The following is a 24,911-nucleotide window of genomic DNA, read 5'->3' on the forward strand; positions in this document are numbered from 1 at the left end:
TCGTTCCTCCTGGACATACTCCCCTGGCGCCGGGCCGAGTGAGGCGGCCCTATGCCCTATGTCAGCTCAGGGGCCGACGCCGGGGCCCGGAGGTTGGGCTGCCCCCGGCGACCTCCCTTGGCGCGGTACATGCGCTGGTCGCTGAGGCGCAGCAGCTCGCCCGCCGTCACCGCTTCGCGCGGAAAAGCGGCGATGCCCGCGCTGACACCCGACGTTGGAAAACCCTGCTCGCGCACGCGGGCCGCCACCGCTTCGATGTCCTCCAGGATCGCCACGCCCGTGTCCGCCGCGCCTGACAGGATCGCCGCGTACTCGTCGCCCCCGATGCGGTACACCTCGCCGCGGTCCCCAAGCGCCGCCTGCAGGGTCCGCGCGAAGGCGCGCAGCAGGTCGTCGCCGCGCTCGTGGCCCTGGTGGTCGTTCACGGCCTTGAGGCCGTCGAGGTCCATGGACAGCACCAGAACACTGTCACCGTGGGCCGCCTCCCGGAGCGCGCGCTCCAGGTCCTCCTCAAAGGCCCGGCGGTTGGGAAGGTTCGTGAGCACGTCCGTGCGGGCGGCGAGTTCGAGGCGCCGCGCCGTCGATTCGGCCTCCCGCCGCGCCCGCTCGAGGTCGCGCGTCTGTTCCGCCAGCAGGTGCTCGTAGTGCGCGCGCAGCGCCGCCACGTCCTGCCCCGGGCCTTGGAGCGCCGGGAGGTGGAACTGTGCGCCCGCCTCCCGCTGCGCGCGCAGCTCACGCCGCATGTCCTCCTCGTACGTCGCCGCCCCGAACACGCACAGGGCGGCGTCCACCACCCGGGGGTCGAACTGTGTGTCGCGGCCGCGGTGGAGTTCCGCGAGCGCCTGCTCCCGGGTCCACGCCGCCTTGTAGGGCCGCGCGTGCGTGAGGGCATCGAACACGTCCGCGACCGCCACGATGCGCCCCATCAGCGGAATGGCCTCGCCCGCGAGGCCGCGCGGGTACCCGCGCCCGTCCCAGCGCTCGTGGTGCGACCACGCGATGTCCTCGGCCATCTGCAGCAGCGCCGACTCGCCGCTCGCGAGCAGGCGCGCGCCCAGCGCGGCGTGCGCGCGCATCTCGTCGTACTCCCCCGGCGTGAGCGGCCCCGCCTTGAGCAAGATCGCGTCCGGGATCCCGATCTTGCCGACGTCGTGCAGGCGCGCGGCGACCCGCGCCAGTTCCACCTGCGCGGCGGGCAGCCCGAGGTGCGCGGCCAGGCGCGCGGTGCCGTGCCCCACGCGCCAAGTGTGTTCGCCGGTCGCGTCGTCGCGGTACTCGGCGGCGGTCGCCAGCCGCGCGGCCACCTCGAGCTGCGCGCGCTCGAGGGCGGCGGTGCGTTCGAGCACGGTGCGCTCGGCCCCCTCGCGGGCGCGCCGCTCGATCTCGGTGCGCTCGCGCTGCGCCTCCGCCTCCTGGCGGGCGCGCTCGATGTCGAAGCGGGCGGTCAGCTCGCGCGTCTTGCGGTCGCCCTCCTCCGTGAAGAGTTCACGCTCGACGCGGTGGTGCTCCCGGTAGAGGGCGAGGGCCTGCGCCGCGTCGCCCTGACGTTCGAGGACGTCCGCGAGCGCGAGCAGCACCTCGCACTCGCTCTTCTTGCGCTTCACCTCGCGGGCCAGCCTCAGCGCCTCGCCCAGGCGCGCGAGGGCCAGCGGCAGCTCGTCCCGGCGCGCGGCGAGGCGGCCGAGGTGGTGCAGGGCGTCGAGTTGCCCCTCCACGTCCTCGCCCCGGCGGGCCAGCTCCAGGGCCCGCGCGTGAGACGCGACGGCCTCCCCGAGCTCTCCCGCGCGCTCGTGCAGGCGACCCAGCCCGTCGAGGGCGGACACCTCCCCGGGCGCGTACCCGATGGCGCGCGCGCGTTCCCGCGCGCCCAGCAGCTGGGCGCGCGCCTCGTCGTCCTGGCCCGCCTCCTGCCGCGCCGCGCCGATGTTGAGCAGGGCCACGACCTCGACGAGCGTGTCGCCGCCGCTCCTCGCCAGGGCGAGGGCCTGCCCGAAGTGCTCGACCGCCCTGTCCACATCGCCCATGTCGAGGTAGAGCGTGCCCAGGTTGAGGACCGTGCGGTTGAGGGTCCGGGCGTCGTCCCCCCGGCCGCGCAGCAGGGCGTGCGCCTCGGTGAGGGCCCCCAGCGCCTCCGGGTAGCGGCCCAGGCTGACGTACAGGTTCCCGATGTTGCACAGGCAGCTCGACTCTCCGGCGTGGTCCCCCAGCGCGCGGTGCGCGGCCAGCGCCTCCTCGAGGGCCGCGAGGGCCTCGGCATACGCGCCGCGGGTGTGCCGCGCGCCCGACAGCCGGTTGAGCATCCGCGCCTGCACGGCCAGGTGCCCGTGCGCGCGGGCGAGGCCGAGCGCTTCGAGAAACTGCGCCTCGGCGGCGGCGATGTCCCCATAATCCAGCATCAGCTTGCCGTCCGCGCCCAGCGCCTCCATGACGCCCGGCAGGTCGCCTGCCCGCCTGGCGACGTTCCGGGCGCGCCCGAACGCGTCACGGGCTTCATCGCGCATCCCGCGTTCCGCCAGCGCGGCACCCAGGACGAGCAGGGCGCGCACCTCTCCCGCCGGGTACACCGCGCCTCGCGCGGCCGACCGTGCCTCGCGCGCCACTTCGGCCGCGCGAGGCGCGTCCGCGCCGACCAACTGTTCGGCGGCCCCGACGAGCGCGTCCACGACCGTCTGGGCGTCACCTCCCGCTGCGCCGCTCAATTCAAGCCGCGTCGCCCGCCGGTCCCCGCGCACACCGCCGTCCATCTCACCCGCCTGCCGTCCCGACCGCCAGGGCCCTCGTCTCACTCGTTATGGTCGTCATTCTCGTCGCCCAGCCCCAACACGTCGCGCAAAAAAGCCTCGAGGTCGAGCCGACCCTGCACGCCGAGTTTGGTCCTGTACGCGCGGTTGCCGGGCAGGCCGTACACGTTGTGGGCGCGCGCACTCATCTTTTGCGCGAGATCCCCACGCACCTTCTTGTCCGACTCCCCGAGGGCCAGCGCGAGCCCGCCCGCCGCCATGGGGGCCGCCATCGACGTGCCGCTCCACGCCGCGAGCTGCGGCACGCCGTTCGCGTCGCGCGGCGCGGGGCCGAACACGTCCTCGCCGGGCGCGACCACCTCCAGGGCGCTGCCGTAGTTCGAGAAGCTGGACTTGACGTCGCGCGCGTCGACGCTGCCGACGCTGAGCTCGCGCTCGTTGCCCTTGCCGGCCGCGTCGCGCGCGGGATAGGTGATGGGATCCGTGTTCTCGTTCCCGGCGGACGCGACCACGAACACGCCGCTCCTGGTCGCTCGCTCGATGGCGTCCTGCACGATCTGAGAGCGCTCGTCGCTGCCCAGGCTGAGGTTGATCACGCGCGCGCCGTGCTTGACGGCCCAGTCGATGGCCTTGGCCACGCCGAGGATGTCGCCGGAGCCGTCCGGGCCGAGGACGCGCAACGGCAGGATGGTCGCGTTCGGCGCCACCTGCAGCACGATGCCCGCCACGCTCGTGCCGTGCCCGTACCCGCCGATGCCGAGGGCCCCCTCGTCCTGCGGCAGCGCGTCGTTGCCGTAGAAGTCCCACCACTCGCCCTGCGGCGCGAGCGCCCCCTCGAAGGCGGGATGGGTGAGGTCGAGGCCCGTGTCGATGACCGCGACCTTGACGCCCGCGCCGAGATGCGGGGCGAGCCGCTGCGCCTGCTGGAGCCGGACCTGTCCCCAGGTCACGCTGTTCTCGGGCACCGGCGCGTAGCTGCCCCCGGCCCACAGGGTGCGCCGCCCACCCGTCCAGGCCCGGAACTCGCCCCCCGCCCACAGGGTGCGCCGCCCCTGCATGGCGGTCACGCCCCCACCATCGAAGGCGGCCTGGTTGGGTTCGACGACGCGCCGCGACCGCGCCTTCCCCCCGGCACCCTGAGTGACAACGGGGAGTTGCGCGGAATCGACGGCGAGCAGGGCGTAGCCTGCCTGCGCGCTGAACGCGACCACCCTGCCCCCGAACTCGCGCTCAAGGCCCTGGACGCTGTCCGACTTGTCCGCGCTGACCATCAGGGCGTAGGGCGCCCGCGCCGTCGGTACGGCGATGGGCGTGGCCGTCGTCACGGGGGCCGGATCGGGAACGGGCGTCGCGGCCTCGCTGGCAGGTTGCTGCCCGCAGGCGGCGAGCGCCAGGGCCAGGAGGACGGTCCCCGGGAGGCGTGATGTGCGGGTCATGGGCATCTGCGGTGTCCTTTCGGGTTCCGTGTCTGTCGAAAGGCAGGGAACTCTTCACGCCCAACGTAGGAGGAGGACTCTTACACAGCTCTTTTCGTGTCCTCCTGCTCGCCCTGTGAAGACCTGTGGCGCGGGGAGGAGGGACTCCGCCAGCCTCCCCGCGTGACTCGGGGGAAAGGTCTCTCAACGGGGTGAGGAGGACGGCGAATGCCGATGTTCGCCCCCTGGGACGGCACCTCCTCGACCTGGGCTCGCGCAGCGTTCGGGCCCGGGCGGCCACGGATCGAGAACGCCGTCCAGGACCCGTGACGCGGGAAGCCCTGCTCGGTTCGGCCCGACGAGATCACCTGCTCCGCGCGGGGTCCCGACGCCGGGGGCGCCCCCTTCCCTCGGCCTACCCACCGGCCACCACGCTCCCGATGCGGGGAGGGCGTCGCGTCAGCGTCGGGGAGCGTCTCCCGCCGCCGAACCCCGCACAACACCGTCCCCACTTGGGCTCACCGCCGCCCCGCGCGCAGCTTGCGCAGCTCCAGCCCCACCGGGATCAGGCTCAGGACGACGGCCACGCCCACCACCAGCAGGATGTAGCGGTCGAGGTGCGGGATCAGGCCGCCCAGCCAGAAGCCGAGCAGGGGCACGCTGATCGCCCACAGCAGCCCGCCCACGACGTTGTAGGTCAGGAACCGGGCGTAGGGCATCTTGCCGACCCCGGCGAGCGTCGGCGCCACCGTGCGCACCACCGGCACGAAGCGGGCCAGGATCAGCGAGAGGGCCCCGTAGCGCTCGAAGAACGCCTGGGTGCGCTCCACGTACTCGGGGCGAAACAGGCGGCTGTCCGGGCGGCTGAACACCGCCGGGCCGAAGCGGCGCCCGATGAAGTACCCGGTGCTGTCCCCGATGACCGCGCCCAGGGCCACCGCGAGCATCACGCCCGCCAGGTGCAGGCTGCCCTGCTGGGCGAGGATGCCCGCCGTGATCAGCAGGCTGTCGCCCGGCAGGAAAAAGCCGATCAGCAGCCCGCTCTCGGCGAAGACGATGGCGAAGATGCCCAGGTAGGAGACGCTGAGCAGGAGCTGGGGAAGGTCGACCATGCCCCCACCCTAGAGAGCCGAGGTAAAGAACGCGTATACCGAGAGGGGGAGCGGCTCAGGCCACTCCCCCCGGGAAGCCGCCCCTCAGCCCGCCCGCAGCACCTCGGTCACCCGCCGGTTGGAGGCGGCCTGCGCCAGCCGCAGGGCGGCCAGGGTGCTGAGGGCGGCGGCGGCCAGCAGGCCCACCAGGTAGGGCCAGGGCAGCACCATCACCTCGGGCGGCGGGTCGAAGACGCCCTGGAGCAGCTTGATGAGGGTCTGCGCGACCCCCAGGCCGATCACGCCCCCGAGCACCCCGCCGAGGCCCACGACGACCAGCGCCTCACCCGACAGGAAGGCGCCGAGTTGCTTCTGCGTCGCGCCCAGGGCTCCCAGCACGGTGAAGGTGCGGCGGCGCTCGGCCAGCCCCAGGGCCAGCACCAGCCCGGTCGCCCCGGCGAGCAGCAGGGCCGCGAAGGCCAGCTCGATGCGCGACAGGCCCGCGAGGTTCACCGCCGTGAGGCCCGACGCGATCCGGCTGCGCACCGTGGCGAGGTCGGTGACCGTCACGCCGGGGAGATCGCGGGTCGCCCGCCGGGCGGCGTCCACGACCGCCTGCGGGGACCCGCTCACCTTGAGGAGCGCCACCTCGGCCACCGGGTTGCCGGTCGCCTTGGCGAGGTAGCTCGCGTTGGCGACCAGGAAGGAGTCCTTGGGGGCGGTGGGGAACTCGCGCACCACGCCGACGAAGGTGAAGGGGACGATCCCGTACCCGTGGGTGCGGGCGTTCAGCAGCCGCAGGTTCAGCCGGTCGCCGAGCGAGAGCTGGTAGTCGTTGACCGTCTCCTGCGAGACGAACAGGGCGTCCGGGCGGGCCCGGAGCTTCGCCAGCGCCCCCTGCGCCGTCGTCCCCTTGAAATAGGTGTTCGACAGGCGGCTGACCTGGGTGAAGTGCGCGGCGTCGATGCCGTAGATGTCCTGGAGGTCCGCGCCCACGTAGGCGAAGCGGTGGATCAGCGGCTGGGTGCCCACCACGCCCGGCAGGGCCCCCAGGGTGGCCAGCCGTGGCCCGGCGGGGCCGTTCGCGGTGCCCGTGACGGTCACGTCCGCCCCGTTGGTGAGCACGGCGTCCACCCGCGCCTGGTCGTTGTAGGTCGCGTTGAAGATCGAGGTGGAGACCGCGAAGGCGGTGGCGAGGGCGACGAGCGCCGCCCCGCGCGTCAGGAGGGGCCGTTGCCGCCCCAGCGCGGCCGCGACGGTCCCCGCCAGGGTCCCGGCCAGGGGCCGCAGCAGCCGGGTCAGCGCGCCCCGCCGCAGCAGCAGGCCCAGCAGCCGCATCGCCAGCAGGGTGCCGCCCAGCCACAGGGCCAGCGGCGCGACGAAGGCCTCGATCTGGATGCTCGCCTGGGGGACGCCTTCCGGCGCGAGCACGAGCTGGTAGCCCCCGGCGGCGCTGCGCCAGAACATCACCCCGGCCAGGACGAGCAGCAGCAGGTCGAGGGAGAGGCGCTGCCACAGCGGCGTCCCGGCCCGGCCCACGACCTGCCGCTGGGCGGCGACCGTGGACGACCGGATCGCGCCCAGGGTGGGCAGCAGGACGGCCAGCAGCGAGAGGAGCAGCCCCGCCAGGACCGGCAGCGCAAGCAGGGGGACGCCCACGGCCGTGCCCGGCGTGACCAGGGGCGAGAGCAGCACGTAGGCCAGGAGGCCCAGCACGGTGCCGACGCCCGCCACCAGCCCCGCCTCCGCCGCTCCCAGCCGCAGGATGGTGCGGTCACCCGCTCCCCGGACGCGCAGCAGGGCCGCCTCGGTCCGGCGCTGCCCGGCGCTCGCCCCCGCGACGCTCAGGGTCAGCGCCCCGGCGAGCAGGGCCCCCGGCAGCCCCAGGAACAGGAACAGCGCCTGGGCGTAGAGGGCGTCCTCCCGCGCCCCGTCGAGCTTGGCCGCCAGGTTGTTGCCGACCACGGCCCCGCCCGAGAGCCGCGCCTCGACGTTGTTGGCGAGCGTCCCGGCCAGCGCGAAGGCCCGGCCCGGGTTGCTGGGGAGCGGGGTGCCCAGCCGCACGTGGAGCTGCTCGCGTACCGTGTCGGGCCGCGCCAGCTTCTGCGGGGCGAACAGGGCGTCCCACTGGGCGCGGGGAAGCAGCACCACGTTGTCCGGCGGCGCCTGGGGGGCGAGGCCCTTCGGCGCCCCGACCGCCTGGAACAGCGAGTCGGCCTGCGGAAGGTCGACGACCCCGGCGACCCGCAGCCCCACCGGGGCGGCCCCGTAGCGTCCGATGTTCACCGTGTCCCCCACGGCGGCGTGCAGGTTCGCCGCCGTCTGCTGCGACAGCACCACGCCGTCCGGCGACCCGATCAGGGGACGCAGCTCGGCGGGGAAGGCGGCGCGGTAGCCCGGCGGCAGCCCCAGCACCTTGCCCGCCCCGGTGGTCTGGACGGTGCCGCCCGTGTTGGCCGTGAAGCCGGGCACGTCCGCGTACCCGACCGCCGCGAGGGTCCGGACCGGAGTGGCGGCGCGGATGGCGGCCTCGGCCTGGGCGCGGCTGGTGTTCTGCCCCAGCAGCACCTGCCAGTCCACCGGGACCGACCCGATGGCCCGGCGGGTCATGTTGGCCGTGCCCGCCGCGATGAACGACAGCAGGAAGGTCAGGAAGGCGACGGTCAGACCGACTCCCAGCGCGCTGCCCCACAGACGCAGGGGACGGCGTGCCATCAAACCGCGCAACCACAGGCTGGTCATGAGGGTCCCTCCTTGGTGGCCCGGCTCAGGAGCCCGCCGCCCTCCATGCGCCAGAGGGTGTCGAGGCGCCGGGCGACGGCCTCGTCGTGGGTCGCCATCACCAGAGCCGAGCTGGGTTCGAGGGCCGAGAGCAGCACGTCCATCAGGTGCCCGGCGGTGACGGAATCGAGCTGCCCGGTCGGCTCGTCGGCCAGGATCAGCCGGGGCCGGGTGACGAGCGCCCGCGCGACCGCCACCCGCTGCGCCTGCCCGCCGGAGAGTTCCTCGGGAAGCTGTTCGGCGAGCGGCAGCAGTTCCAGGGTATCCAGGGCCCGCCGGGCTTCCCCGGTGGCCGCTTTCGGCGTGGCCCCCGTCAGCAGCAGCGGGAGCGCCACGTTCTCCAGCGCGGTCAGGGGCGGCATCAGGCTCTGGGCCTGGAAGACGAAGGCGACCTTGCCGGGCCGGAGCGTGTTCGCCTCACCCAGCGCGGGCCAGCTCACCGTCCCCGTGGTCGGCGTGTCGAGCCCGCCGAGCAGGTGCAGCAGGGTGCTCTTGCCGCTGCCGGAGGGGCCCAGCAGCGCGATCCGGTCGCCGGGGCGCACCTGGAGCGTCGTCTCCCGCAGGGCGGTGACCTCCTGCCCGCCTACGGTGAAGGTCCGGCCCACCCCGCGCGCCTCGGCCAGCGGGGTGGTCGCCGCGTCCACCTGCCGGGGCGATGCCGCGCCTGAGGAAACGGGCCCGGGGGTCAGCCGTCCCGGTGAGACGTCCACCATCCTGGGTTCAGGCATCCTGCCACCTCCCGTCTTTCAGCCGCAACACGCGCGTCGCCCGGGCGGCCAGCCGGGAGCTGTGGGTGGCGATCACGGCGCAACGTCCGCCGCGCCCCTCCCCCCGCACGAACGCCTCGATCACCCCGATGACCCGCTCCTCGGTCCGCGCGTCCACCTCGGCGGTCGGCTCGTCGGCCAGCAGCGCGGCGGGGCGGTGGGCCAGCGCCGCCGCGAGCGAGGCGCGCGCGATTTCCCCTCCGGAGAGCTGCGCCGGGAAGGCGTGCCGCCGGTGGTCCAACCCGAGCTGCCCCAGCAGGTCCAGCGCGCGGGCCCCGCCCGGCTGACCGAGCAGCCGCCCGGTCAGGGTCACGTTGTCGAGCACGTTCAGGTGCGCGAGCAGGTTCCCGCCCTGCAACATCACGCCCAGGTGCCGGGCCCGCACCCCCGCCCGCTGGGCCTCGGGCCGCCGGGTCAGCCGCTCGCCCGCCACCGTCACCGCGCCGCCGTCCGGGTCGTCCAGGCCCGCCAGGCAAGAGAGCAGGGTGCTCTTGCCGCTGCCGGAGGCGCCCAGCAGGACGACGAGTTCTCCCGGCGCCACGTCCAGGCTGACCCCGCGCAGGGCGCGCACCTCCTCGTCCGCCACGTGGTAGAAGCGGTACAGGTCCACGGCCTCCAGGATGGACATGGCCCTCACCGCCACACGAACGAACGCGCGACCCGGTTCCAGGCGTCCACGTTGTCCGCCCCCCTGGGGGCACTCATCCGCAGCACGACCTCGCGCCCGTTTCTGGTGAGCACGTACAGGTCGTTGTCCAGCACCGCGCGCCGTCCCGTCACCGCGTTCGGGGCGGAGGTGGAGATGAAGCGCGCCAGGACGGCGTTCCCGGCGGGCAACGGCGCCGCCTTGACCAGGGTGACCTTCAGGCTGGGGTCCGTCCGGGCCAGCGCGGCGAGGTCACCCGCCCGGACCGCCGCGACCCCCGGGGTCCCTGCCGCCCTGCGGGCCGTCAGCTCGACGGTGCCGTACTTGGAGGTGAAGCTCACCGTGCCGCCCTGCTCGCGGCGGGCCCAGCCTTCCGGGATTTCCAGGCTGTAGCCTCCCGGCGCGTTCGTGTAACGCACGAAGGCCTGTGAGTCGGGGATGTCGCCGACCGGGTGAGTCTCGGGCGCCACCTGCGTCTGCGCGAGGGCGCCGGAGACCAGGGCGAGAAGGGCGAACGTCGTTGCGGGCCGCACCAGACCTTTGTTCTTGTTCATGCCCCGACCGTAGGCCCGTCCGGTATAAACGCGGTATAGGAACCTCAGCGCGTGAACAGGTCCGTCATGGGCGTCGCCCGCGCGGCCTCGCGCAGCGGGGGCAGCCCCCAGGCGTCCTCCAGGGTCCGCAGCAGGCTGGAGTGGTTGTAGGGCCGGTTCGACCGCACCCCGCGCGGGCCGTCGCTCGTCACCACGATGGTCGCCACGGTGCCCCCGCCCCCCGCCCGGTCCCCGCCGCCACCCTCGTCGAAGGTGATCACCAGGGCGGCGTGGTCCTTCCAGGCACCCGAGGCCATGATCTTCCCGGCCCACTCGCGCACGAAGGCGTCCCCTGCCCGCTCCAGCCGCGAACCACGCCAGCAGGTCAGCGCCCCGTGCAGGTCGTGACACAGGTCCGGCACGATCAGCGCGAAGGTGGGAACGGTCCCGGCGCGCAGGTCGGCGTCCAGCTCCCCCAGGGGGACCACCTTGCGGGCGCGGACTGGGTCGCGGGCGATGTCCGCCGCGAGCATCAGGGGGTTGTGTTTCTTGGCGTACACGCCGGTGGAGGGACCGTCCCAGCCAGGGCCGGGCAGTCCCTGGAAGTAACCCTTCCAGGTCTTCCCCGCGCGCTCCAGTTGCAGGGCGAGGTTGTCTCCGGGGAAACGCTGGCCGGAGTCGTCGCTGCGGCTGCCGAAGGTGCTGCCGAACAGCAGGGCCACGTAGTTGGGCAGGCTGGGGTGGGCGACCCCGGTGTAGTTCGTGGCAAGACCGTACTCCCGCGCGAGCGCGTTCAGCGTCGGCAGGTTGGGGTTGCCCAGCACTCCACCGGCACTGGTGTTCTCCAGCACCAGCACGAACACGTGTGAGAAGGGCGGCAGGGTTCTGGGCTGGGCCACCACGGTCCCCAGCAGGACCGGGGAGAGCCACAGCAAGTGGCGGGCCACCCGCAGGACCGGCCCGGCGAGCGGAACCACGCCGCGTGCCCGGACGCTTCCCGGTGGGGTCAGGAGGTGGGCCCTTCCTCGACCGGACGTGGAGTGTTCTGAAGGCCGGGCCTCTGCGGGGCAAGGGGAATACCTGAGCATGGGGTCTCCTGGGATGGGGCGTCGAGGGCGGCGGGGTTGAGGGCGGGTCAGGCAGGAAAACGCAGGCTGACCTCGAAGGCGCCTTCCTCCCAGCGGGGCAGAAGGTCGGCGTTCCAGCGCCGGGCGAGGGCCGCCACCAGCGGCAGGCCCAACCCGCTTCCGGCGGTCCCCTGGGTACCAGCGCCGCGCTCGAAAGGTTCCAGCAGCCGGGTCCACTGGGCCTGATCCGGCCCGGGACCCACGCTGCGTACCGTGACCTCACGTTCCCGGACCCGCACCAGGACGCCACCCGTGCCGTACTTGAGCGCGTTCTCGATCAGGTTGGCGAGGGCGCGTCCCACCCCCTCCGCCTCGGCCTGCACCCAGCTCTCGTTGAGGTCGAGCTGCACCTGCCTCCCCGCCCGGCGCGCCACCTCGTCGAGCGCGTCCACCACCGCCGCGGCGCTGCCCGCCAGTTCCACCCGTTCCAGACGCACCGGGGCGTCGGTGCGGGCCAGGGCGAGCAGGCTCTCCGAGAGGGTGACCAGCGCGTCCACCCGGCCCTGCATCCCGCTCAGGGCACGCTGGTAGTCGGCGGCCTCACGCGGGCGCTCCAGGGTGAGGTCGAGGCGGCCCTTGAGCACGGTCAGCGGCGTGCGCAGCTCGTGGGCGGCGATGCGGGCGAAGCTCTTCTCGCGCTCGATGGTGCCCTCGAGCTGGTCGAGCATCGCGTTCACGGTGGAAGTCAGCCGGGCCATCTCGTCCTGGCCGGGCGCGGCGGGCACCCGCTCCTGGTAGGTGCCGCGCCGGGCGATGCCCTCGGCGGTGCGGGCCACCGCGTCCACCGGGCGCAGGGCCCGGTCGGCCAGGACGTACCCGGCCCCGCAGGCCACCATGACCATCAGCACGCTGCCGGCGCTGAGGATGCGGGCCAGGGTTTCCAGCAGCTCCACCAGGGTGTTGCTGGGCCGCGAGACCCGCAGGAACAGCCCGCCCTCGACGGGTAGGGTCAGCACCCGGTGTTCTGCCGTCGACACGAAGCCCACGCGCAGGGGAATGGCCTGGTCATGCTCCTCCTGGCCCGCGCGGGCCAGCGTCCTCCCCGTGGGCGAGAGCAGTTCGATGGCCAGGTCGCCGGTCGGTCTCAGCTCCGAGGAGAAGGTCCAGCGCCCGTTCTGGTCCTCGATGCTGCCCTGCGCCACGCTGGCGGTCTCCCGCAAGGTGGTGTCGAGCGACCCCGTTAGGCTGTCCCGGGCCAGGGCGTACACCAGCACGGCCCCGAGCAGGATGGTCACCGCGAAGACCAGCGCGTAGCCCAGCGTGAGCTTGACCCGCAGGCTCCAGTCCCGGGGTCTCCAGCCCATCCGCCGGCCGCCCCCCCCGGTCACATCGCCTCACCCCGGCCCAGCCGGTACCCGGTGCCCCGGATGGTGTCGATCAGGACGTCGGTGGTCTTGCGGCGGATGGTGCTGACGTACACGTCGATCACCTTGGGCTCCACGGCCCCCCCTTCACCCCCCCACAGGCGCTCGATGATCTCGTCGCGGGAAAAGGCCCGGCCCGGGTTCAGGACGAGCAGTTCCAGTAGCGCGAACTCCCGGCGGGTCAGCTCGGCACGGACGCCCGTAGCGTAGAGTTCCCGGCCCCCCAGATCCATCACCCAGCCCCCCGGCAGGGTCACCGTGTTCTGCGCGTTCCCGCTCGCCCGCCGCAGCAGGGCCCGCACCCGCGCCCGCAGTTCCTTGAAGGCGAACGGCTTGACCAGGTAGTCGTCCCCGCCCGCCTCCAGCCCCTCGACCCGGTCCTCCACCGTACCCCGGGCGGTGAGGTACAGGATGGGGGTGTTCAGGCCGCCCTCCCGCAGCGAGCGTCCCAGCCGGTACCCCGCGTCGATGCCCTCGGGCAGCATCACGTCCAGGATCAGCAGGCCGTAGGGAAACAGCCGGGCGAGCTCCCCGCCCTCGGCGGCGCTCGCGGCCCGGTCGCACTCGTAGCCCTCCTCGGTCAGGCCGTCTTGCAGCAGTTCGGCGATATGGGGGTCGTCCTCGACGATCAGGAGTCTCATGCCGCGCTCTCCTTCCCGTGCCCCGGCGCGAAAGGCCGCAGCACACCGTACACGCCCAGCACCCAGGCGGCGCCGGTCAGCCAGCCGCACAGCACGTCGGTGGGATAATGCACGCCCAGGTACAGCCGCGAGAAGCCCACCAGCCCGCTGAAGGCCACCCCAAGCCCCAGCGCGGGCCAGCGGTAGGGCGTGCGCCAGGCGAGCAGGATCAGCGCCGTGACGAAGGCGGCGCTGTACATGCTGTGCCCGCTGGGAAAGCTGGCGTCGTGTTCCTGCACCAGGCGGGGCCACAACTCCGGGCGGGTGCGGTGCATCAGCAGCTTCATCGCCACGTTCAGGCCCGCTGCGCCCGCCACGCCCAGCCCCCAGAAGGCGGCCAGCCGGTGCCCCCTGAGCCACAGCACGACCAGGATCACGGCGCTGACGGGGGCGATCACGGTCACGCCGCCGACAGTGGTGAAGAAGAGCGCCACCTGATTGAGCAGCGGGGTGGCGTGGCTGTGCAGGGCCAGCAGGAAGGGGGTCTCCCAGGCGAAGCTCTGCCCTTCGAGGAGGTCCTCGGCCACGAGCCCCACGACCAGCAGGGGCAGCAGGATGCCGAGAAACAGGCGCAGCAGGGCCACCGGACGAATTCGGTGGCGATGGGACAGCAGGGTGCTCATGTCGCCCAGCGTGCCCGAGGAAGGTAAAGACGCGGTATACCGGACGGCGAGAAGACGCCGGGCACCTTTTCAGGGTGCCCGGCGAGCGCTGGGGAAGTCCGGGACGGGGCTGGGAACGCTCAGTACGGGCGGGCTCAACTGCCGCCGCTCTCACCCTGTTCCAGCCCGGCGATCTCCTGCTGGAGGATTTGACCGTTCCCGGCGTCCACCGTCACCTCGGTCTGCCCGATGACCACGGCGTACACCAGGCTGCCGTCCTGGTCCCCGAGGGTCACGCTGGTGGCCGGGCCGAGGACGGCCGCCTGGGCTGCCTGCTCGGCCTGGGCGGGCGTGATCCGCGCGAGCGAGCGGTACAGGGCCTGCTCCTGCGCGGCGGGCACCTCGAAGTCCGGCAGGCTGGTGTGAAGCTGAATGCTGCCGAACATCGCCCGGTCGTGGGCATCGGTGTCCCGGGCGGACGGGTTGACCTGCGCCTGAATCGGCGGTGCGGAGGGTGCCCCCGGAGCTTCCGCCTGGGCGAAGGCGTGCCCAGCCAGGGAGAGGCCCACGGCCGTCAGGGCGCTGAGGGTGAGCAGGAACCGTCTGGCGTTCGTATTCATGGTGTTCTCCTTGTCCGCAGATTCCTTCTGCGTGCCCGGAGCGTAGGAGCGGCCGGTAAAAAGGCCGTATAAGACGGTAAAGTCCGCGTATAACGCTGGCGCGCGGATCAAGAAGGGTGCGGGGTGTTCCGGGGCGTGGCGGTTCCAGGATGAGGAGGTGACCCGGTGGGAACGCCGGTGACCGCCGCCCGAGGAGCGTGGCGCGCGACGGTTCCGCCTCTGGTGGCGGCCGTGCCCCCGCTGCCGGGTGGTCTCGCCAGCTTCACCGGCGGACCCCTGCCCGACCGCAGGGGCCTATACGGCCCTTTTACGTCTCCGGCAGATCATGGCCGCATGGTCACCCTGACGCCCGAGTCACTTCTCACCCGGAGAGACCTTCCAGGCGGACAGCCACCCGCACGGCCCCGTACGCACGCCGCCAGACTGCGTCACGTCCGGTTCACCCCGACAGACAAGCGGGCCATCCGGAACGCGGCGGCCCGGTACGGCGTCGATGCCGCCCTGATTGCCGCCGTCCTGGCTGACGAGCAGGTGCGCCTCGACGGGTACGATCACCTCCAGCACGGGCTGCTGCGCCTGACCGTCTCGCTGCCGGAGCGCCCGGCAGCGGCCCTCCGGCGGCTGGCCGGGTGGCTGGCGGGCCGACCCGTCGAGACCTTCAGCCTGGGCCGCGCCCAGATGAAGGTGGGCACCCTGCGCCGCCTCGGCGCGCTGGGCTACCTGGAGGTGCCGCCCGACCTGCCGGCGCAGCTCCGGCGGCTGCTCGACCCCCTCGCGGCCCCCCGGCTGGTCGCCGCGTGCCTGAGGGCCACGGCAGACCACTGGGCAGGGGCAGGGGTGCCCATCGCGCACCGCCCGGAGATCCTGGCGGCCCTGTACAGCCTGGGCTTCACGGGCCGCCGTGGTGTTCACCCCCACCCGCGGGCCAACGAGCGGGGACTGCTGATCGCCGAACACGCGGCCTGGCTGAGGGCCCGGTCGCCCTGGCCGGGGAGCACCACGGCGACCGAACAGCCTGCCCACGTGGCCGTCGGCGGTTGAGCTGCCAGGGATCAGCAGGACCGTGGGTCATGGCCGTGGACGCTTTCCCTTTCCCGCTTGAACCCGTCTGACCCGAGGTCAGGTCTCGAGGAGGCTCTCGGCGCCAGCCTGGTTCGAGGCGCCTGGGCGAGGTTCCGAGCGACAGCACGTGGAACCCCTGCGGAAGGGTGGCTGCACGAACCCAGAAGGCCAGCGCGTGACCCTTCACCTGGCCCTGAAGCGGAGGCACCCGGCCCAGGACTCTTCACGGGCGGTGGCGGTCTCCTCCACCGGGCGCTGAACCGCCAGGACAGGTGGCCCATCTCCCGAACACGGCGTGCCAGCGCCGCGAGGACACTCCAGCTCGCCCACAGTGCCTACCGCAGCGCTCCCGCGACCACCAGGACCAGGATGACGGCCCCGAAGACGACGCGGTACACGGCGAAGCCCCGGAAGTCGTGGCGGGACACGTACCGCAGCAGCCAAGAGACCGCCAGCAGCGCCGTCACGAACGACACGGCGGTGCCGACGAGCAGGGCCGGCGCGCCGCCCTCGATCTGCCCCAGCGAGTGCCGGGCCTTGTACAGGCTGTACAGGCCCGCCGCGCCCAGCACCGGGATGCCTATGAAGAACGAGAAGGCGGTCGCCGTCACCCGGTCCAGGCCGCTCAGCAGCCCGCCCACGATGCTCGCGCCACTCCGCGACACGCCGGGGATGACCGCCACGGCCTGGGCCAGGCCGATGGTCAGCGCCTGCCGGGGCGTGACGCCGTAGAGGTCGGGCTCCGGGGTCACCGGCGGGTCCACCGCCGCGGGCGCCTCGGCTGGCCGGGCACGGCGCGTCTCGACCACCCACAGGATGACGCCGCCCGCGATCAGGCTGAGCGCCACAGTGGTGGGCGAGAACAGCGCGGCCTTGATGGCCTTTTCGAAGAGCAGGCCCACCAGCGCGGCGGGCAGCGAGGCGATCACCAGGTTGAGCCAGAACCGGCGGGCGCGGGGACTGCCCCGGAGCAGCATCGAGACTTTGTCCAGCAACTCGCGCAGGTAGAACCACACCACCGCCAGGATGGCCCCGAGCTGAATCACGATGGTAAAGGTTTCCCCCGCGTCGCGGTAGCCGATGAGCCGCTCGGCGACGATCAGGTGGCCGGTCGAGGAGATGGGCAGGAATTCAGTCAGCCCCTCGACCACCCCCAGGAACACGGCGCTCAGCAGCGCACTCACGCCTGGACCGCCGAGCAGGAAGGGGGGAGGGTGGCCGGCAGTGGACAGGTCATGCCGGGAACGGTAGCCGGCAAAGGTAAAGGACCGGTATACCGCGGCGGCAGGGTTCAGGTCATCCTTCAGCTCTCCCCGTGCCCCCCGGTGGAACCGGCAGTGGGTGCAGGTGCACGCCGTTCAGCGGTAGTTCCCCGTGTGGCCCAGCGAGTACCGCCCGGGCTGAGGGAAGTAGGTCAGTCCATGTGGGCCGCGCCCCACCCGGATTTGCCGGAGGACCTTCCCCGTGCGGGTGTCGAACACGTACACCACGTCGCTGTAGCGCCCCGAGAGCCACAGTTGCTTGCCGTCCGCCGAGACGCTGCCCATGTCGGGGCTGCCGCCCCCCGGGATGGTCCAGCGGGCGATGAGGTGGCGGCTGGCGAAGTCCAGCACGGACACGGTGCCCTCCCCCCGGTTGGAGATGAACAGGCGCGTGCCGTCCCGGCTGGGGTACAAACCGTGGGTCCCCTTGCCGGTGGGGATGAAGCCCACCTTGCGCGGGGTGTCGCCCGAGCCGTCGATCACCCGCACCCCGTTCGCCATCATGTCCGCCACGTAGTACACCGAGCCGTCGGGGGCGATCCGCACGTCCTGCGGCATCCCGCCCGCGTGCATCACCCCGGTCACCCGGCGGGCCAGCAGGTCCACCTTGACCAGGTCCCCGCTGAACTCGCAGGCGGCCAGCAGATGCTCCCCGTCGGGGCTGAAGTCCATGTGGTTCACGCCCCGGCAGGGCACCGCGATCTCGAAGGCGGGCCGCATGCTGTCCGCCGTCAGGAAGATCAGCCGCGCCTCGTTCTCGGCCACCACCAGGGCGTAGCGCCCGTCGGGGGTGAAGTACAGGTTGTAGGGGTCGGCGACCGGAACGGGTTTGCCCGGCAGACCCGTGCGGGGGTTGATGGGCGTCAGCGACTGCCGTCCCTCGTCGCTGGCGACCCACAGCGTCTTCAGGTCGTGCGACGGCACGACATGCTGCGGCTCCCGGTCGACCGGGAAGGTGCCCATCACCCGGAAGGTGGCGGGGTCGATCTCGCTGACGGTGTGGTCCTTGCCGTTGGGGACGTAGACGCGGGCCGGAACCCCCCGGACTGCCGGGCTGAACATGCCTGCGTGGGTATGGGCGTAGATGTCGGTGGCCCGTGCGGACCCTGCCGCCAGGGCCAAGAACAGGGCGGCGCGGGTCAGCCTCACGGGTTCACCCGCGTGACGTGCGCCTTGGCCTCCAACAGCTTGTGCTTCTTGATCGCCGCGTGGACCTGTTGCAGCGGGGTCCCGGCGGGGAGGTTCAGGCTGGGGACGTTGAGAGCGTACAGGTCGACGTACAGGTCGTGCTTGCCCTTGCCGCACGGGGCGGTGTAGCCGAGTTGCCCCGCCTCATTGCGGGCCACCCGGCCGCCGCCCGGTGCTGGCCGGGCCGCTGCCCCGGGGGCCAGCCGGGCCGTGCCGAGCGGGAGGTCGAAGACGCTCCAGCGACCGCTCAAGCCACCCGGGCGCTCGTCCCAGAAGATGACCGCCAGGCTCCTCGTCCCCGCCGGGGGCGTGCCCAGGCGCAGGTCCGGCGTGACCCGGGCACCGCAGACAAGGGCGGGGTCCGTCGCCGAGAGCGAGACGGTCCACCCGGCGGCCCGTGCCCCCGAAAGCAGCGTGAGGGTTCCCAGCACACCGGCGGCGACATTGATGGGCTGACCGGGTTTCATGTTCCGGAGCTTGGCGCCCCGGGGTAAAGCCCGGGTATAGCCGGGGCGTCGTGCGGGGGTTCTGCTGTGCCGGCGAGCCGTCCCCCGGCCCGCCTGGCGCGCGGGTGGGTTCAGGAGCAGTCCGGGCCTCCCTCCGCCCGAGGTGAGACCCAACCAGGACCGCTCTTCCGAGAAAATGCCCGTGACCGGTGTGGCGACGGGCGAGGTGGACGGTCCGGGCGCATTCAGTTGGTGTTCATCGCCCGCCAGACCGCGCGGTCACCACTGGACACGTTGAGCGTGTAGTCTATCACCCGCCAGTCGTTCTGGAAGCTCAGCGCGTAGGGGCGGCCAGCCTGCACGTCGACGGCGGTCGAGGCCAGCACGGTTCCCGCGTCGCTCGACTTGACCGTGACCTGATGCGTGCCGGGCGTCAGGTGCAGCTGACCTGGCCGGTCCCCGGCGAGCATCTGACGCTCCACCAGCGCGCCGTCCACGTAGACGTCCACAGCTCCAGGACGTCCGGTGCCGTCGATGAGCATGACGTTGGCGCCTTCGCCTCCCATTCCCTGAGCCTGCAGGGTGACCTGCCCAGCCCCCACGGCGGCCAGGATCAGGGCGGCGGGGATGAAGACGTGTCTCATGGGGTCCTCCTGGGCGGCCGCAGGTCCTGCTTCCCAGGAGCGGCCACCTGCCCGGAGGGTGAGCCCCACGGGTAAAGACGGCGTATACGCCGCCCCCTTCCGTTCGTCCAGCTCAGCCACCCCGGCGAGGCTTCGGGGACCGACTCTCCTCGGTCGCCCTGCCCGGCGCTCTATACCAGCCCTTTACTTCCCGGACCTAAGGTGCCCCCCAGCGGTTCCCACGAGGAACAAACCCGAACCGCTCCCGGAGGTCCCTATGAACCGTTCCACGAGCTTCGCCCTGCTGGCTGCCCTCGCCTCGATGGGTCTCGCTGGCGCCCAGAGCCAGGCGACCGGCCACGCCGCCGCACCCACCGCTCAGGCCGCCAGGGGGACGGCCATGACCATGACGGGTTCTTCCTGCGCCAAGGTGCTTAAGGCCAAGGTCAACCTGAATAAAGCGAGCCAGGCAGACCTCCAGTGCCTCAAGGGCGTGTCCGCGACCACGGCCAAGGACATCATCGCCAACCGGCCCTTCAAGGACAGTGGCGACTTCTCCCGGAAGATCGAGGTCATCGGCCGCAAGCTGTGGAACGACAACAAGGCCAACCTCACCTTCTGAATCCCTGGGGGCGCCCGGAGGACCACGCCCTCCGGCGCCCCTTCCCCTTCCGTACGTGAACACGATCCCGCCCACCCACCGACCCCATGAGGCAGACATGGACTCGACCCTGACCACCGCACCCCTCAGCCCGGGCCGGACCCTGTGGAGCAAAGTTCCCGAGGTCACGGCGTTTTTCTGGATCGTCAAGGTGATGGCGACGACGGTCGGCGAGACCGCGGCGGACTATCTGAACCGCAACCTGCACCTGGGCCTCACCGGCACGACCCTGCTGATGAGCGTCCTGCTGGCGCTGGCCCTAGTCGCCCAGTTCCGCACGAAACGCTATGTCCCCGGTGTCTACTGGCTCGCCATCGTGCTGATCAGCGTGGTGGGCACCCTGATCACCGACAACCTCACGGACAACTTCGGGGTCAGCCTGTGGACCAGCACCGGGGTCTTCAGCGTGGCCCTGATTGCGACCTTCGCCCTGTGGTACCGCCGTGAGGGCACCCTCTCGATCCACAGCATCTTCACCCCGAGACGGGAGGCGTACTACTGGCTGGCGATCCTCTTCACCTTCGCGCTGGGCACGGCGGCGGGCGACCTGATGGCCGAACAGTTGCAGCTCGGCTACCTGCCCTCGGCCCTGATCTTTGCGGGCGTGATCGCCGCCGTGGCGCTCGCCCACGTGTACGGCGGGCTGAACGGCATCCTGGCCTTCTGGCTCGCCTACATCGTGACCCGGCCGCTGGGCGCGTCCATCGGGGACTACCTCTCGCAGGGCCGGGACGTGGGCGGGCTGGGGCTGGGCAGCACGGCCCTCAACGCCATCTTCCTGTGCTCGATCCTGGCGGTGGTCGCCTACCTGACGTTCTCGCGCCGCGACCAGGTCCGGGTCACGGAGCCCTCCTGACTCACCCCTGGTCGGGGTTCCTCCGGCGACCAGTCCCCACCCCGTTCGGTGGGGGCCGGTGTTGCAAACCGGGATGCGCAGTGTCCCCCACGTCACCCGGCAGGGCAAGGTCAAGCCAGTTCAGGCGCCCTGCTCTCCGCCCCCGCCGCATCCCATCGGTGGGGGAGGCTCGGCGGATCCCGGGAGCGGCCGAGGGGCAGGAATGGAAGCTCGCTTCCCCCTCAAGGAGCAACTCGGCATGTTGAACCTCTCGGAGACCCTGGATGGTGTGCTGGTTCAAGGACTGCTGGTTTGGGTCTGGGTCATGGACGCCATCCTGCTGACCTATTGGGCACTCTCCGTAACGCTGGTCGCGGGGACGGCTCCCTCACGGCTGTGGGACCTTCATGGGCCTCAGGCCGGGGAGCAGTTGGAAGGGATGCTCGCCGCGGGCACCCTGGTCGGCGTGTCGGCCGTCCACCTGTTGGTTCGGGTGAAGACGCGGGGACCCTGGCTTCGCCGGTGCACAGTGGTCACGGCCCTGCTGTATGCGGCGCTCTTCGTGGCACTGGACATCATGGAATTCCTTGTGACGTGAGGGGCTCGGGAAGCGGGAACGCGGGGAGGAGCTTCGCGCTTCCTGAAGCGGCTTCCTTCTTCAGCTCTCCACCGACGTGCCTCAACGTTCCCGGTGTCGTGAAAGGAGCGGCGTGTCCAAGCATCTGCTGCTGGTGGAAGACAACACGGCGGACCTGGAGCTGGCGCGCCTCGCGCTGGAGGCGAGTGAGGTGCAGTGCGACCTGAGCGTGGCCCGCGACGGGCAGGAGGCGCTGGACCTGCTGCGGGGCGCGGGCGTGCTGCCGGACCTGGTGCTGCTGGACCTGAACATGCCGCGCGTCAGCGGGCACGAGGTGCTGGCGGCCGTCAAGGGGGACGCCACACTCCAGCACGTGCCCGTGGTGGTGTTCACCACCTCGGACGAGGCGCGGGACCGGACGAGGGCGAGATCGGCGGGGGCCGACGGGTACGTCCTCAAACCCCAACATTTCGAGGAGCTGATCGCCGCCCTGAACGAACTCGGCCAGCGCTGGCTCACGCCCGGGCGCCCGGCTTGAGGCGGCGGACTTCCTCTGGAACTGTTGGTACGTGGCCGCTGGGTGTCCGTGGCCTGGCCCTGGCCGCCCCCATGGTCGAGCTGGTTGACGGCCTGCTGGACATGCGGGATGACGAGCCATGAACTCAGGCATGGGAGGAACACAGCACCCTGGAGCAGGGGAAAAGCGTCCATCAAGCAGCGCGTGAAGGGCGGCCTCACCGCCCCGGGTCTGACCGAGCCGCAGATCGAGCCGACGCCCGACGAGGATGACGGGCGGGACGGCCTGCCCTGCGCCGCCAGGCACGGCACCCGGCCGGTGCAGCAGACGACCGGGGGAACGTTTCTGGGCGACACCTTCATCGCCGGCCCGCAGGACGACACGGTGGAGATGGAACGGCGCAGCGCCGCCCTGGCGATGGACGCCGTGTTCAGGACCACCTCGCTGGCCGCCCTAGTCGTTCCGGGCTACCCCGTCCCCGAGCCGGTGCGGTCCCTGCTGCAAGATGACGTGGGCCGCTGTCGTGAGCGGGCCCGGTTCGCGCTGGACGACCTGATCGCCTGAGCGCGGCATACTGGTGGGCGGCAGATGCACTTCCAGGACTTTCAATCGTTGTTAGGCTACGGGGAATCCGACTGGCTGGATTACAAGGCGGCGCTTGGCCCGGGCATCGAGCAGCCCGGCCTGCCCAAGGAGGTCCGGGCCCACGCCCAGGCCGAACTGCTCAAGGACCTGATGTGCCTGGCCAACAGCCCGGCGCCGCGCCGGACGCGGTACCTGGTGCGGGGGGTCAAGGACCGGCCCGAGGGTCGGCACGTCGTCGGCGCCGCGCGGCCGCTGGATGACGCCGACGTGCAGACCTGGCTGGAGGGCCGCTTCGATCCGCCCCTGCAGGTGCAGTACTGGCAGTGGCCGCGGGCGGACGGCACCTTCGTGGGCGTGTTCGAGCTGCGCACGGCGCCGGGCGTGGTGCACGTCCCGGCCCGTTCGCTCGGGCAGGCCCTCGTGGAGGGCCAGGTCTGGTGGCGCCGCGGCTCGCGCAACACCCTGGCGGGCCGCGAGGGTCTCCAGGTGCTGTTCGGTCCTCCCCAGCCCGCCCCACTGGTCGGCTGGACGTTTTCGGACGGGGGCTGGGACGACCGCGCGGTCGTGGACCCACAGGTGAACCGGGCCATTCAGGACGGGCGCGCCGCCCTGCCGCCCCGCCTGGAGGAGGCCGTCGCCCAGCTGCGGGCCCTGGCGGCGCGCCCGCTTCCGTCCGGGGACGTGCCCGACACGGTGCTGGGCCTGTCCGGCCCGCAGCCCGCGGTGCCCGCCGTGCTGGACCCGGCGCAGGTGAAGGTGTTCCGGTCGCGGCTCGCGGGGTGGGGCGTGCAGGTTCCGGCCGAGGCGTTTCTGATGCGGGGGGTCTGGGCCGCCACGCCTCACGTCTGGCCGTCGCCGTGGCAGGCCCTCGGGCAGGGGGCGCCCACCGGACCGGGGCTGGCGTGGTACGAGGCCTTCGCCGCCCTGGTGCGGCTGCTGGACGGGCATGCCCGGGAGGTCGAGGGGCTGAAGCAGTCCGCCGCGCGACCCCGCGTGACCCTCGCGGTGCGCAACGAGGGGGTGGGCGCGCTCGTGGAGGGGCACCTGCAACTCGTGCCGGTCGGGAACCTGCGCTTCAACTTCGGGGTGCTGGCCCGCGTGTTGCCCGGCCAGTCCCCGCGGGAGCTTCGCCCCGGACCCTCCGGCTCGGCGCAGGTCATGCTGGGCACCTTGCCCCCTCAGGGGAGCTGGACGGCCGGGAACCTGCCGCTGGAACGCGCCTGGGGCGAGCCGAGCGTCCTGAGATACGAGGTCACGGCGCGCAACCTGCGTGGGGCCGTGCGGGGCGACCTCGTGATCGCCTGACGCTCTGCCCCGCTCTTCGGGCCGTCCCCGGCCGTTCGGGGAGGTGGGGATCAACCCTGACGATGGGCATGGAGGAAGAGAAGCCCAGCTGTCTGTGGCGATCGGGGCGACCCAATTTCTCAGGCGCACTCCGTTGAAGGTGGTCCACCCGCGAGGCTCGCGTTCGGAGGTGGCGTGGCCCAGCCCCAGAGCTTGGGGGGTCAAAGCTGGGCTTCCGGCTCGGGAGCCCCCTCCTGACCGCTGGACTGGGACTCCACCTGCGTTCGCAGCATGGACGGCTGGAGGGGCAGCCTGTCCACGCGCCAGGCCAACACCCACCAGGCCGTGCGCCGAGTCATTTCGCAGGTTCACGCCGAACCGCTCCATGAACGTGCCGCGGAGAGCGAAGATCAGGTTCTCCCCCAGGATTTTGCCCGGCGGCTCCGCCGTGTTGCCGAAGCGCTGGCTCGGTGCGGAGGTGAAGCGGGCGCGTGGGCGCCCCCCATGCCCGTCATGAGTCGAGATCGCCACCTCCTCGCTGATCTTGCCCGCAGGTCAAGTTGAACGCTAAGATTGTGAGGCGGAACCTGGTTGTCCATCTTTCCCCGGCGTCACGCTGGCGGCATGGACGGGTCGCCGTGGTACCTGCTGATGGGTACGCTGGTCGCCGCGACCCTGGCGGCGAGTTTCCACCGAGCGCGCGTCGACTGGCGGGAGAACAAGCGCCTCCTCCTGCTGGTGCTGGCCTCCGTCTTCCTGTGGCCGCTGGTGCTGGTCATGCTCTGGCTGGACCGGCAGCGGGTGATGCTTCGGAAGCCGGTCCCGCACGTGATCCTGTGGCTCTCGGACGTGGAGGGCCCGACGCGGCTGCGGGTGTTCAGGCGGGAAGTGCGGCTGCGCTGGCGGCACCGCTGGGCACGGGTGCTCGGCCCGCTCACGTTGCTGGTCCGGCCTCGCCCGACGCTAAACGCCCCACTCCTCTTCGCGCCTGGGCGGGTGATCCTCACGCCGCTGCTCTTCCAGGTGCAGGTGCTCTGGCGACACCACGGGAAGGTCCCCGCCCGTGACCTGCTGTGACTACCACGGCAGCAAGGGGTGGCTGACCTCGGGTGGGGACAGGGGGGCGGGCGCTGGACGGCCCATCAGGGTGAAGTGCCCCGGACCCCCCCAAGCCAGGGCGTCGTCGAGCAGGCCCAACAGGTCCTCGTAAGAAGCGTCGTCACGCGGCTCGATGGGTTCACCAGCTTCGTCGGTGACCCGCAGGCTGGCGGTGCGGCGACGCAGGGTGATGCTGACGTAGGTTGCGTGGGGGCCGTAACACGTCCGGACACGCTGGGCGTAATGGTGCGGGACATCCTGGGTGTGCTTGAGCTGGCCCATGCCCGCCCCCCACGCCGCCCGGCGTGAGGGCAGACACCTGGAACCCTCGGTCAGGGTCGAGGGTGGTCAAAGCAGCAACAGGCGCCTGCTGAGAACAAAGAAGGAAATTTCAACGTCGCTTCTG

At 72.1% G+C, this 24,911-nt stretch carries 25 protein-coding genes and 1 pseudogene; 8 read left to right on the forward strand and 18 right to left on the reverse strand.

The window, feature by feature from the left end; translation table 11 throughout:
* Window positions 1–56: 56 nt before the first annotated feature.
* The 12 genes from E5F05_RS05525 to E5F05_RS05580 all read right to left on the reverse strand — a co-directional run bounded on the left by E5F05_RS05525 (window position 57) and on the right by E5F05_RS05580 (window position 14,367).
* A complete protein-coding gene (locus E5F05_RS05525; RefSeq protein WP_103128053.1) occupies window positions 57–2,744 on the reverse strand; it encodes a tetratricopeptide repeat protein in 2,688 nt (895 codons plus the stop codon).
* Between the two features lie 38 nt (window positions 2,745–2,782).
* Window positions 2,783–4,177 carry a S8 family serine peptidase gene (locus E5F05_RS05530; RefSeq protein ID WP_241687042.1) on the reverse strand — a complete coding sequence of 465 codons (1,395 nt, stop codon included), beginning with the start codon at window positions 4,175–4,177 and terminating at the stop codon, window positions 2,783–2,785.
* Window positions 4,178–4,674: 497 nt separating this feature from the next.
* Complete coding sequence (locus E5F05_RS05535) at window positions 4,675–5,268, reverse strand: DedA family protein (RefSeq protein WP_102125944.1); 594 nt, start codon at window positions 5,266–5,268, stop codon at window positions 4,675–4,677.
* An 84-nt stretch (window positions 5,269–5,352) separates the two neighbouring features.
* Window positions 5,353–7,989, reverse strand: coding sequence for an FtsX-like permease family protein (locus tag E5F05_RS05540; RefSeq protein ID WP_129117497.1), 2,637 nt, complete (start codon window positions 7,987–7,989; stop codon window positions 5,353–5,355).
* On the reverse strand, window positions 7,986–8,756 hold the full coding sequence (locus E5F05_RS05545; protein ID WP_235610235.1) for an ABC transporter ATP-binding protein: 771 nt from the start codon (window positions 8,754–8,756) through the stop codon (window positions 7,986–7,988). Before E5F05_RS05545 ends, E5F05_RS05540 begins: the two co-directional genes overlap by 4 nt.
* Window positions 8,749–9,423: an ABC transporter ATP-binding protein gene (locus E5F05_RS05550; RefSeq protein WP_102125941.1), complete on the reverse strand. Its 675-nt coding sequence runs from the start codon at window positions 9,421–9,423 to the stop codon at window positions 8,749–8,751. Before E5F05_RS05550 ends, E5F05_RS05545 begins: the two co-directional genes overlap by 8 nt.
* A gap of 5 nt (window positions 9,424–9,428) precedes the next feature.
* Window positions 9,429–9,995: a hypothetical protein gene (locus E5F05_RS05555; protein ID WP_102125940.1), complete on the reverse strand. Its 567-nt coding sequence runs from the start codon at window positions 9,993–9,995 to the stop codon at window positions 9,429–9,431.
* A 44-nt stretch (window positions 9,996–10,039) separates the two neighbouring features.
* Window positions 10,040–10,951: an alkaline phosphatase family protein gene (locus tag E5F05_RS05560; RefSeq protein WP_164973323.1), complete on the reverse strand. Its 912-nt coding sequence runs from the start codon at window positions 10,949–10,951 to the stop codon at window positions 10,040–10,042.
* Window positions 10,952–11,109: 158 nt separating this feature from the next.
* Window positions 11,110–12,405 carry a sensor histidine kinase gene (locus E5F05_RS05565; RefSeq protein WP_102126018.1) on the reverse strand — a complete coding sequence of 432 codons (1,296 nt, stop codon included), beginning with the start codon at window positions 12,403–12,405 and terminating at the stop codon, window positions 11,110–11,112.
* Between the two features lie 20 nt (window positions 12,406–12,425).
* Window positions 12,426–13,106, reverse strand: a complete 681-nt coding sequence (locus tag E5F05_RS05570) for a response regulator transcription factor (RefSeq protein WP_102125938.1) — start codon at window positions 13,104–13,106, stop codon at window positions 12,426–12,428.
* Window positions 13,103–13,768: a phosphatase PAP2 family protein gene (locus E5F05_RS05575; protein ID WP_235610236.1), complete on the reverse strand. Its 666-nt coding sequence runs from the start codon at window positions 13,766–13,768 to the stop codon at window positions 13,103–13,105. Before E5F05_RS05575 ends, E5F05_RS05570 begins: the two co-directional genes overlap by 4 nt.
* Before the next feature lie 134 nt (window positions 13,769–13,902).
* Window positions 13,903–14,367, reverse strand: coding sequence for a PepSY domain-containing protein (locus E5F05_RS05580; protein ID WP_102125937.1), 465 nt, complete (start codon window positions 14,365–14,367; stop codon window positions 13,903–13,905).
* A gap of 333 nt (window positions 14,368–14,700) precedes the next feature.
* Between E5F05_RS05580 and E5F05_RS05585 the strand changes: the two genes are divergently transcribed.
* Window positions 14,701–15,408 carry a hypothetical protein gene (locus tag E5F05_RS05585; protein WP_102125936.1) on the forward strand — a complete coding sequence of 236 codons (708 nt, stop codon included), beginning with the start codon at window positions 14,701–14,703 and terminating at the stop codon, window positions 15,406–15,408.
* A gap of 356 nt (window positions 15,409–15,764) precedes the next feature.
* Here E5F05_RS05585 and E5F05_RS05590 read toward each other — a convergent pair whose 3' ends face one another.
* From E5F05_RS05590 to E5F05_RS05605, 4 genes are all read right to left on the reverse strand, one after another.
* Window positions 15,765–16,613, reverse strand: a complete 849-nt coding sequence (locus tag E5F05_RS05590) for an undecaprenyl-diphosphate phosphatase (RefSeq protein WP_102125935.1) — start codon at window positions 16,611–16,613, stop codon at window positions 15,765–15,767.
* Between the two features lie 174 nt (window positions 16,614–16,787).
* Window positions 16,788–17,840, reverse strand: a complete 1,053-nt coding sequence (locus E5F05_RS05595; RefSeq protein WP_102125934.1) for a YncE family protein — start codon at window positions 17,838–17,840, stop codon at window positions 16,788–16,790.
* Window positions 17,837–18,346: a hypothetical protein gene (locus E5F05_RS05600; RefSeq protein ID WP_102125933.1), complete on the reverse strand. Its 510-nt coding sequence runs from the start codon at window positions 18,344–18,346 to the stop codon at window positions 17,837–17,839. Before E5F05_RS05600 ends, E5F05_RS05595 begins: the two co-directional genes overlap by 4 nt.
* A 224-nt stretch (window positions 18,347–18,570) precedes the next feature.
* The gene (locus E5F05_RS05605; protein WP_103128055.1) at window positions 18,571–18,969 is read right to left on the reverse strand and encodes a DUF4397 domain-containing protein; all 399 of its coding nucleotides are present in this window, start codon (window positions 18,967–18,969) and stop codon (window positions 18,571–18,573) included.
* A gap of 256 nt (window positions 18,970–19,225) precedes the next feature.
* Between E5F05_RS05605 and E5F05_RS21250 the strand changes: the two genes are divergently transcribed.
* The 6 genes from E5F05_RS21250 to E5F05_RS05635 all read left to right on the forward strand — a co-directional run bounded on the left by E5F05_RS21250 (window position 19,226) and on the right by E5F05_RS05635 (window position 23,428).
* Window positions 19,226–19,570 carry a ComEA family DNA-binding protein gene (locus E5F05_RS21250; protein ID WP_164973324.1) on the forward strand — a complete coding sequence of 115 codons (345 nt, stop codon included), beginning with the start codon at window positions 19,226–19,228 and terminating at the stop codon, window positions 19,568–19,570.
* Window positions 19,571–19,667: 97 nt separating this feature from the next.
* On the forward strand, window positions 19,668–20,465 hold the full coding sequence (locus E5F05_RS05615) for a COG4705 family protein (RefSeq protein WP_103128056.1): 798 nt from the start codon (window positions 19,668–19,670) through the stop codon (window positions 20,463–20,465).
* A 202-nt stretch (window positions 20,466–20,667) separates the two neighbouring features.
* On the forward strand, window positions 20,668–21,042 hold the full coding sequence (locus E5F05_RS05620; protein ID WP_103128057.1) for a hypothetical protein: 375 nt from the start codon (window positions 20,668–20,670) through the stop codon (window positions 21,040–21,042).
* A 112-nt stretch (window positions 21,043–21,154) separates the two neighbouring features.
* On the forward strand, window positions 21,155–21,559 hold the full coding sequence (locus E5F05_RS05625; RefSeq protein ID WP_103128058.1) for a response regulator: 405 nt from the start codon (window positions 21,155–21,157) through the stop codon (window positions 21,557–21,559).
* A gap of 183 nt (window positions 21,560–21,742) precedes the next feature.
* On the forward strand, window positions 21,743–22,102 hold the full coding sequence (locus E5F05_RS05630) for a hypothetical protein (RefSeq protein WP_103128059.1): 360 nt from the start codon (window positions 21,743–21,745) through the stop codon (window positions 22,100–22,102).
* Window positions 22,103–22,126: 24 nt separating this feature from the next.
* On the forward strand, window positions 22,127–23,428 hold the full coding sequence (locus E5F05_RS05635) for an AlbA family DNA-binding domain-containing protein (RefSeq protein WP_103128060.1): 1,302 nt from the start codon (window positions 22,127–22,129) through the stop codon (window positions 23,426–23,428).
* 321 nt (window positions 23,429–23,749) lie between these two features.
* Here the strand turns inward: E5F05_RS05635 and E5F05_RS22085 are convergent.
* Window positions 23,750–23,938 (reverse strand): annotated as a pseudogene (locus tag E5F05_RS22085) (DUF4209 domain-containing protein); the annotation flags it as partial.
* 93 nt (window positions 23,939–24,031) lie between these two features.
* Here E5F05_RS22085 and E5F05_RS05640 point away from each other — a divergent pair.
* Window positions 24,032–24,484, forward strand: a complete 453-nt coding sequence (locus E5F05_RS05640; protein WP_129117499.1) for a hypothetical protein — start codon at window positions 24,032–24,034, stop codon at window positions 24,482–24,484.
* Here E5F05_RS05640 and E5F05_RS05645 read toward each other — a convergent pair whose 3' ends face one another.
* A complete protein-coding gene (locus E5F05_RS05645) occupies window positions 24,485–24,787 on the reverse strand; it encodes a hypothetical protein (RefSeq protein ID WP_103128062.1) in 303 nt (100 codons plus the stop codon). It abuts the gene before it with no gap.
* Between the last annotated feature and the right edge of the window lie 124 nt (window positions 24,788–24,911).

It is taken from the genome of Deinococcus metallilatus (assembly GCF_004758605.1).
Classification (GTDB): domain Bacteria; phylum Deinococcota; class Deinococci; order Deinococcales; family Deinococcaceae; genus Deinococcus; species Deinococcus metallilatus.

What these genes read in the sequence shown, in the direction of transcription:
- E5F05_RS05580 (WP_102125937.1), bottom strand. Translation starts at nt 14,367, where the DNA reads ATGAATACGAACGCCAGACGGTTCCTGCTCACCCTCAGCGCCCTGACG.
- E5F05_RS05645 (WP_103128062.1), bottom strand. Translation starts at nt 24,787, where the DNA reads ATGGGCCAGCTCAAGCACACCCAGGATGTCCCGCACCATTACGCCCAG.
- E5F05_RS21250 (WP_164973324.1), top strand. Translation starts at nt 19,226, where the DNA reads ATGAACCGTTCCACGAGCTTCGCCCTGCTGGCTGCCCTCGCCTCGATG.
- E5F05_RS05565 (WP_102126018.1), bottom strand. Translation starts at nt 12,405, where the DNA reads ATGGGCTGGAGACCCCGGGACTGGAGCCTGCGGGTCAAGCTCACGCTG.
- E5F05_RS05545 (WP_235610235.1), bottom strand. Translation starts at nt 8,756, where the DNA reads ATGCCTGAACCCAGGATGGTGGACGTCTCACCGGGACGGCTGACCCCC.
- E5F05_RS05600 (WP_102125933.1), bottom strand. Translation starts at nt 18,346, where the DNA reads ATGAAACCCGGTCAGCCCATCAATGTCGCCGCCGGTGTGCTGGGAACC.
- E5F05_RS05615 (WP_103128056.1), top strand. Translation starts at nt 19,668, where the DNA reads ATGGACTCGACCCTGACCACCGCACCCCTCAGCCCGGGCCGGACCCTG.
- E5F05_RS05620 (WP_103128057.1), top strand. Translation starts at nt 20,668, where the DNA reads ATGGAAGCTCGCTTCCCCCTCAAGGAGCAACTCGGCATGTTGAACCTC.
- E5F05_RS05635 (WP_103128060.1), top strand. Translation starts at nt 22,127, where the DNA reads ATGCACTTCCAGGACTTTCAATCGTTGTTAGGCTACGGGGAATCCGAC.
- E5F05_RS05575 (WP_235610236.1), bottom strand. Translation starts at nt 13,768, where the DNA reads ATGAGCACCCTGCTGTCCCATCGCCACCGAATTCGTCCGGTGGCCCTG.
- E5F05_RS05570 (WP_102125938.1), bottom strand. Translation starts at nt 13,106, where the DNA reads ATGAGACTCCTGATCGTCGAGGACGACCCCCATATCGCCGAACTGCTG.
- E5F05_RS05550 (WP_102125941.1), bottom strand. Translation starts at nt 9,423, where the DNA reads ATGTCCATCCTGGAGGCCGTGGACCTGTACCGCTTCTACCACGTGGCG.
- E5F05_RS05535 (WP_102125944.1), bottom strand. Translation starts at nt 5,268, where the DNA reads ATGGTCGACCTTCCCCAGCTCCTGCTCAGCGTCTCCTACCTGGGCATC.
- E5F05_RS05585 (WP_102125936.1), top strand. Translation starts at nt 14,701, where the DNA reads ATGGTCACCCTGACGCCCGAGTCACTTCTCACCCGGAGAGACCTTCCA.
- E5F05_RS05555 (WP_102125940.1), bottom strand. Translation starts at nt 9,995, where the DNA reads ATGAACAAGAACAAAGGTCTGGTGCGGCCCGCAACGACGTTCGCCCTT.
- E5F05_RS05540 (WP_129117497.1), bottom strand. Translation starts at nt 7,989, where the DNA reads ATGACCAGCCTGTGGTTGCGCGGTTTGATGGCACGCCGTCCCCTGCGT.
- E5F05_RS05640 (WP_129117499.1), top strand. Translation starts at nt 24,032, where the DNA reads ATGGACGGGTCGCCGTGGTACCTGCTGATGGGTACGCTGGTCGCCGCG.
- E5F05_RS05530 (WP_241687042.1), bottom strand. Translation starts at nt 4,177, where the DNA reads ATGACCCGCACATCACGCCTCCCGGGGACCGTCCTCCTGGCCCTGGCG.
- E5F05_RS05605 (WP_103128055.1), bottom strand. Translation starts at nt 18,969, where the DNA reads ATGAGACACGTCTTCATCCCCGCCGCCCTGATCCTGGCCGCCGTGGGG.
- E5F05_RS05525 (WP_103128053.1), bottom strand. Translation starts at nt 2,744, where the DNA reads ATGGACGGCGGTGTGCGCGGGGACCGGCGGGCGACGCGGCTTGAATTG.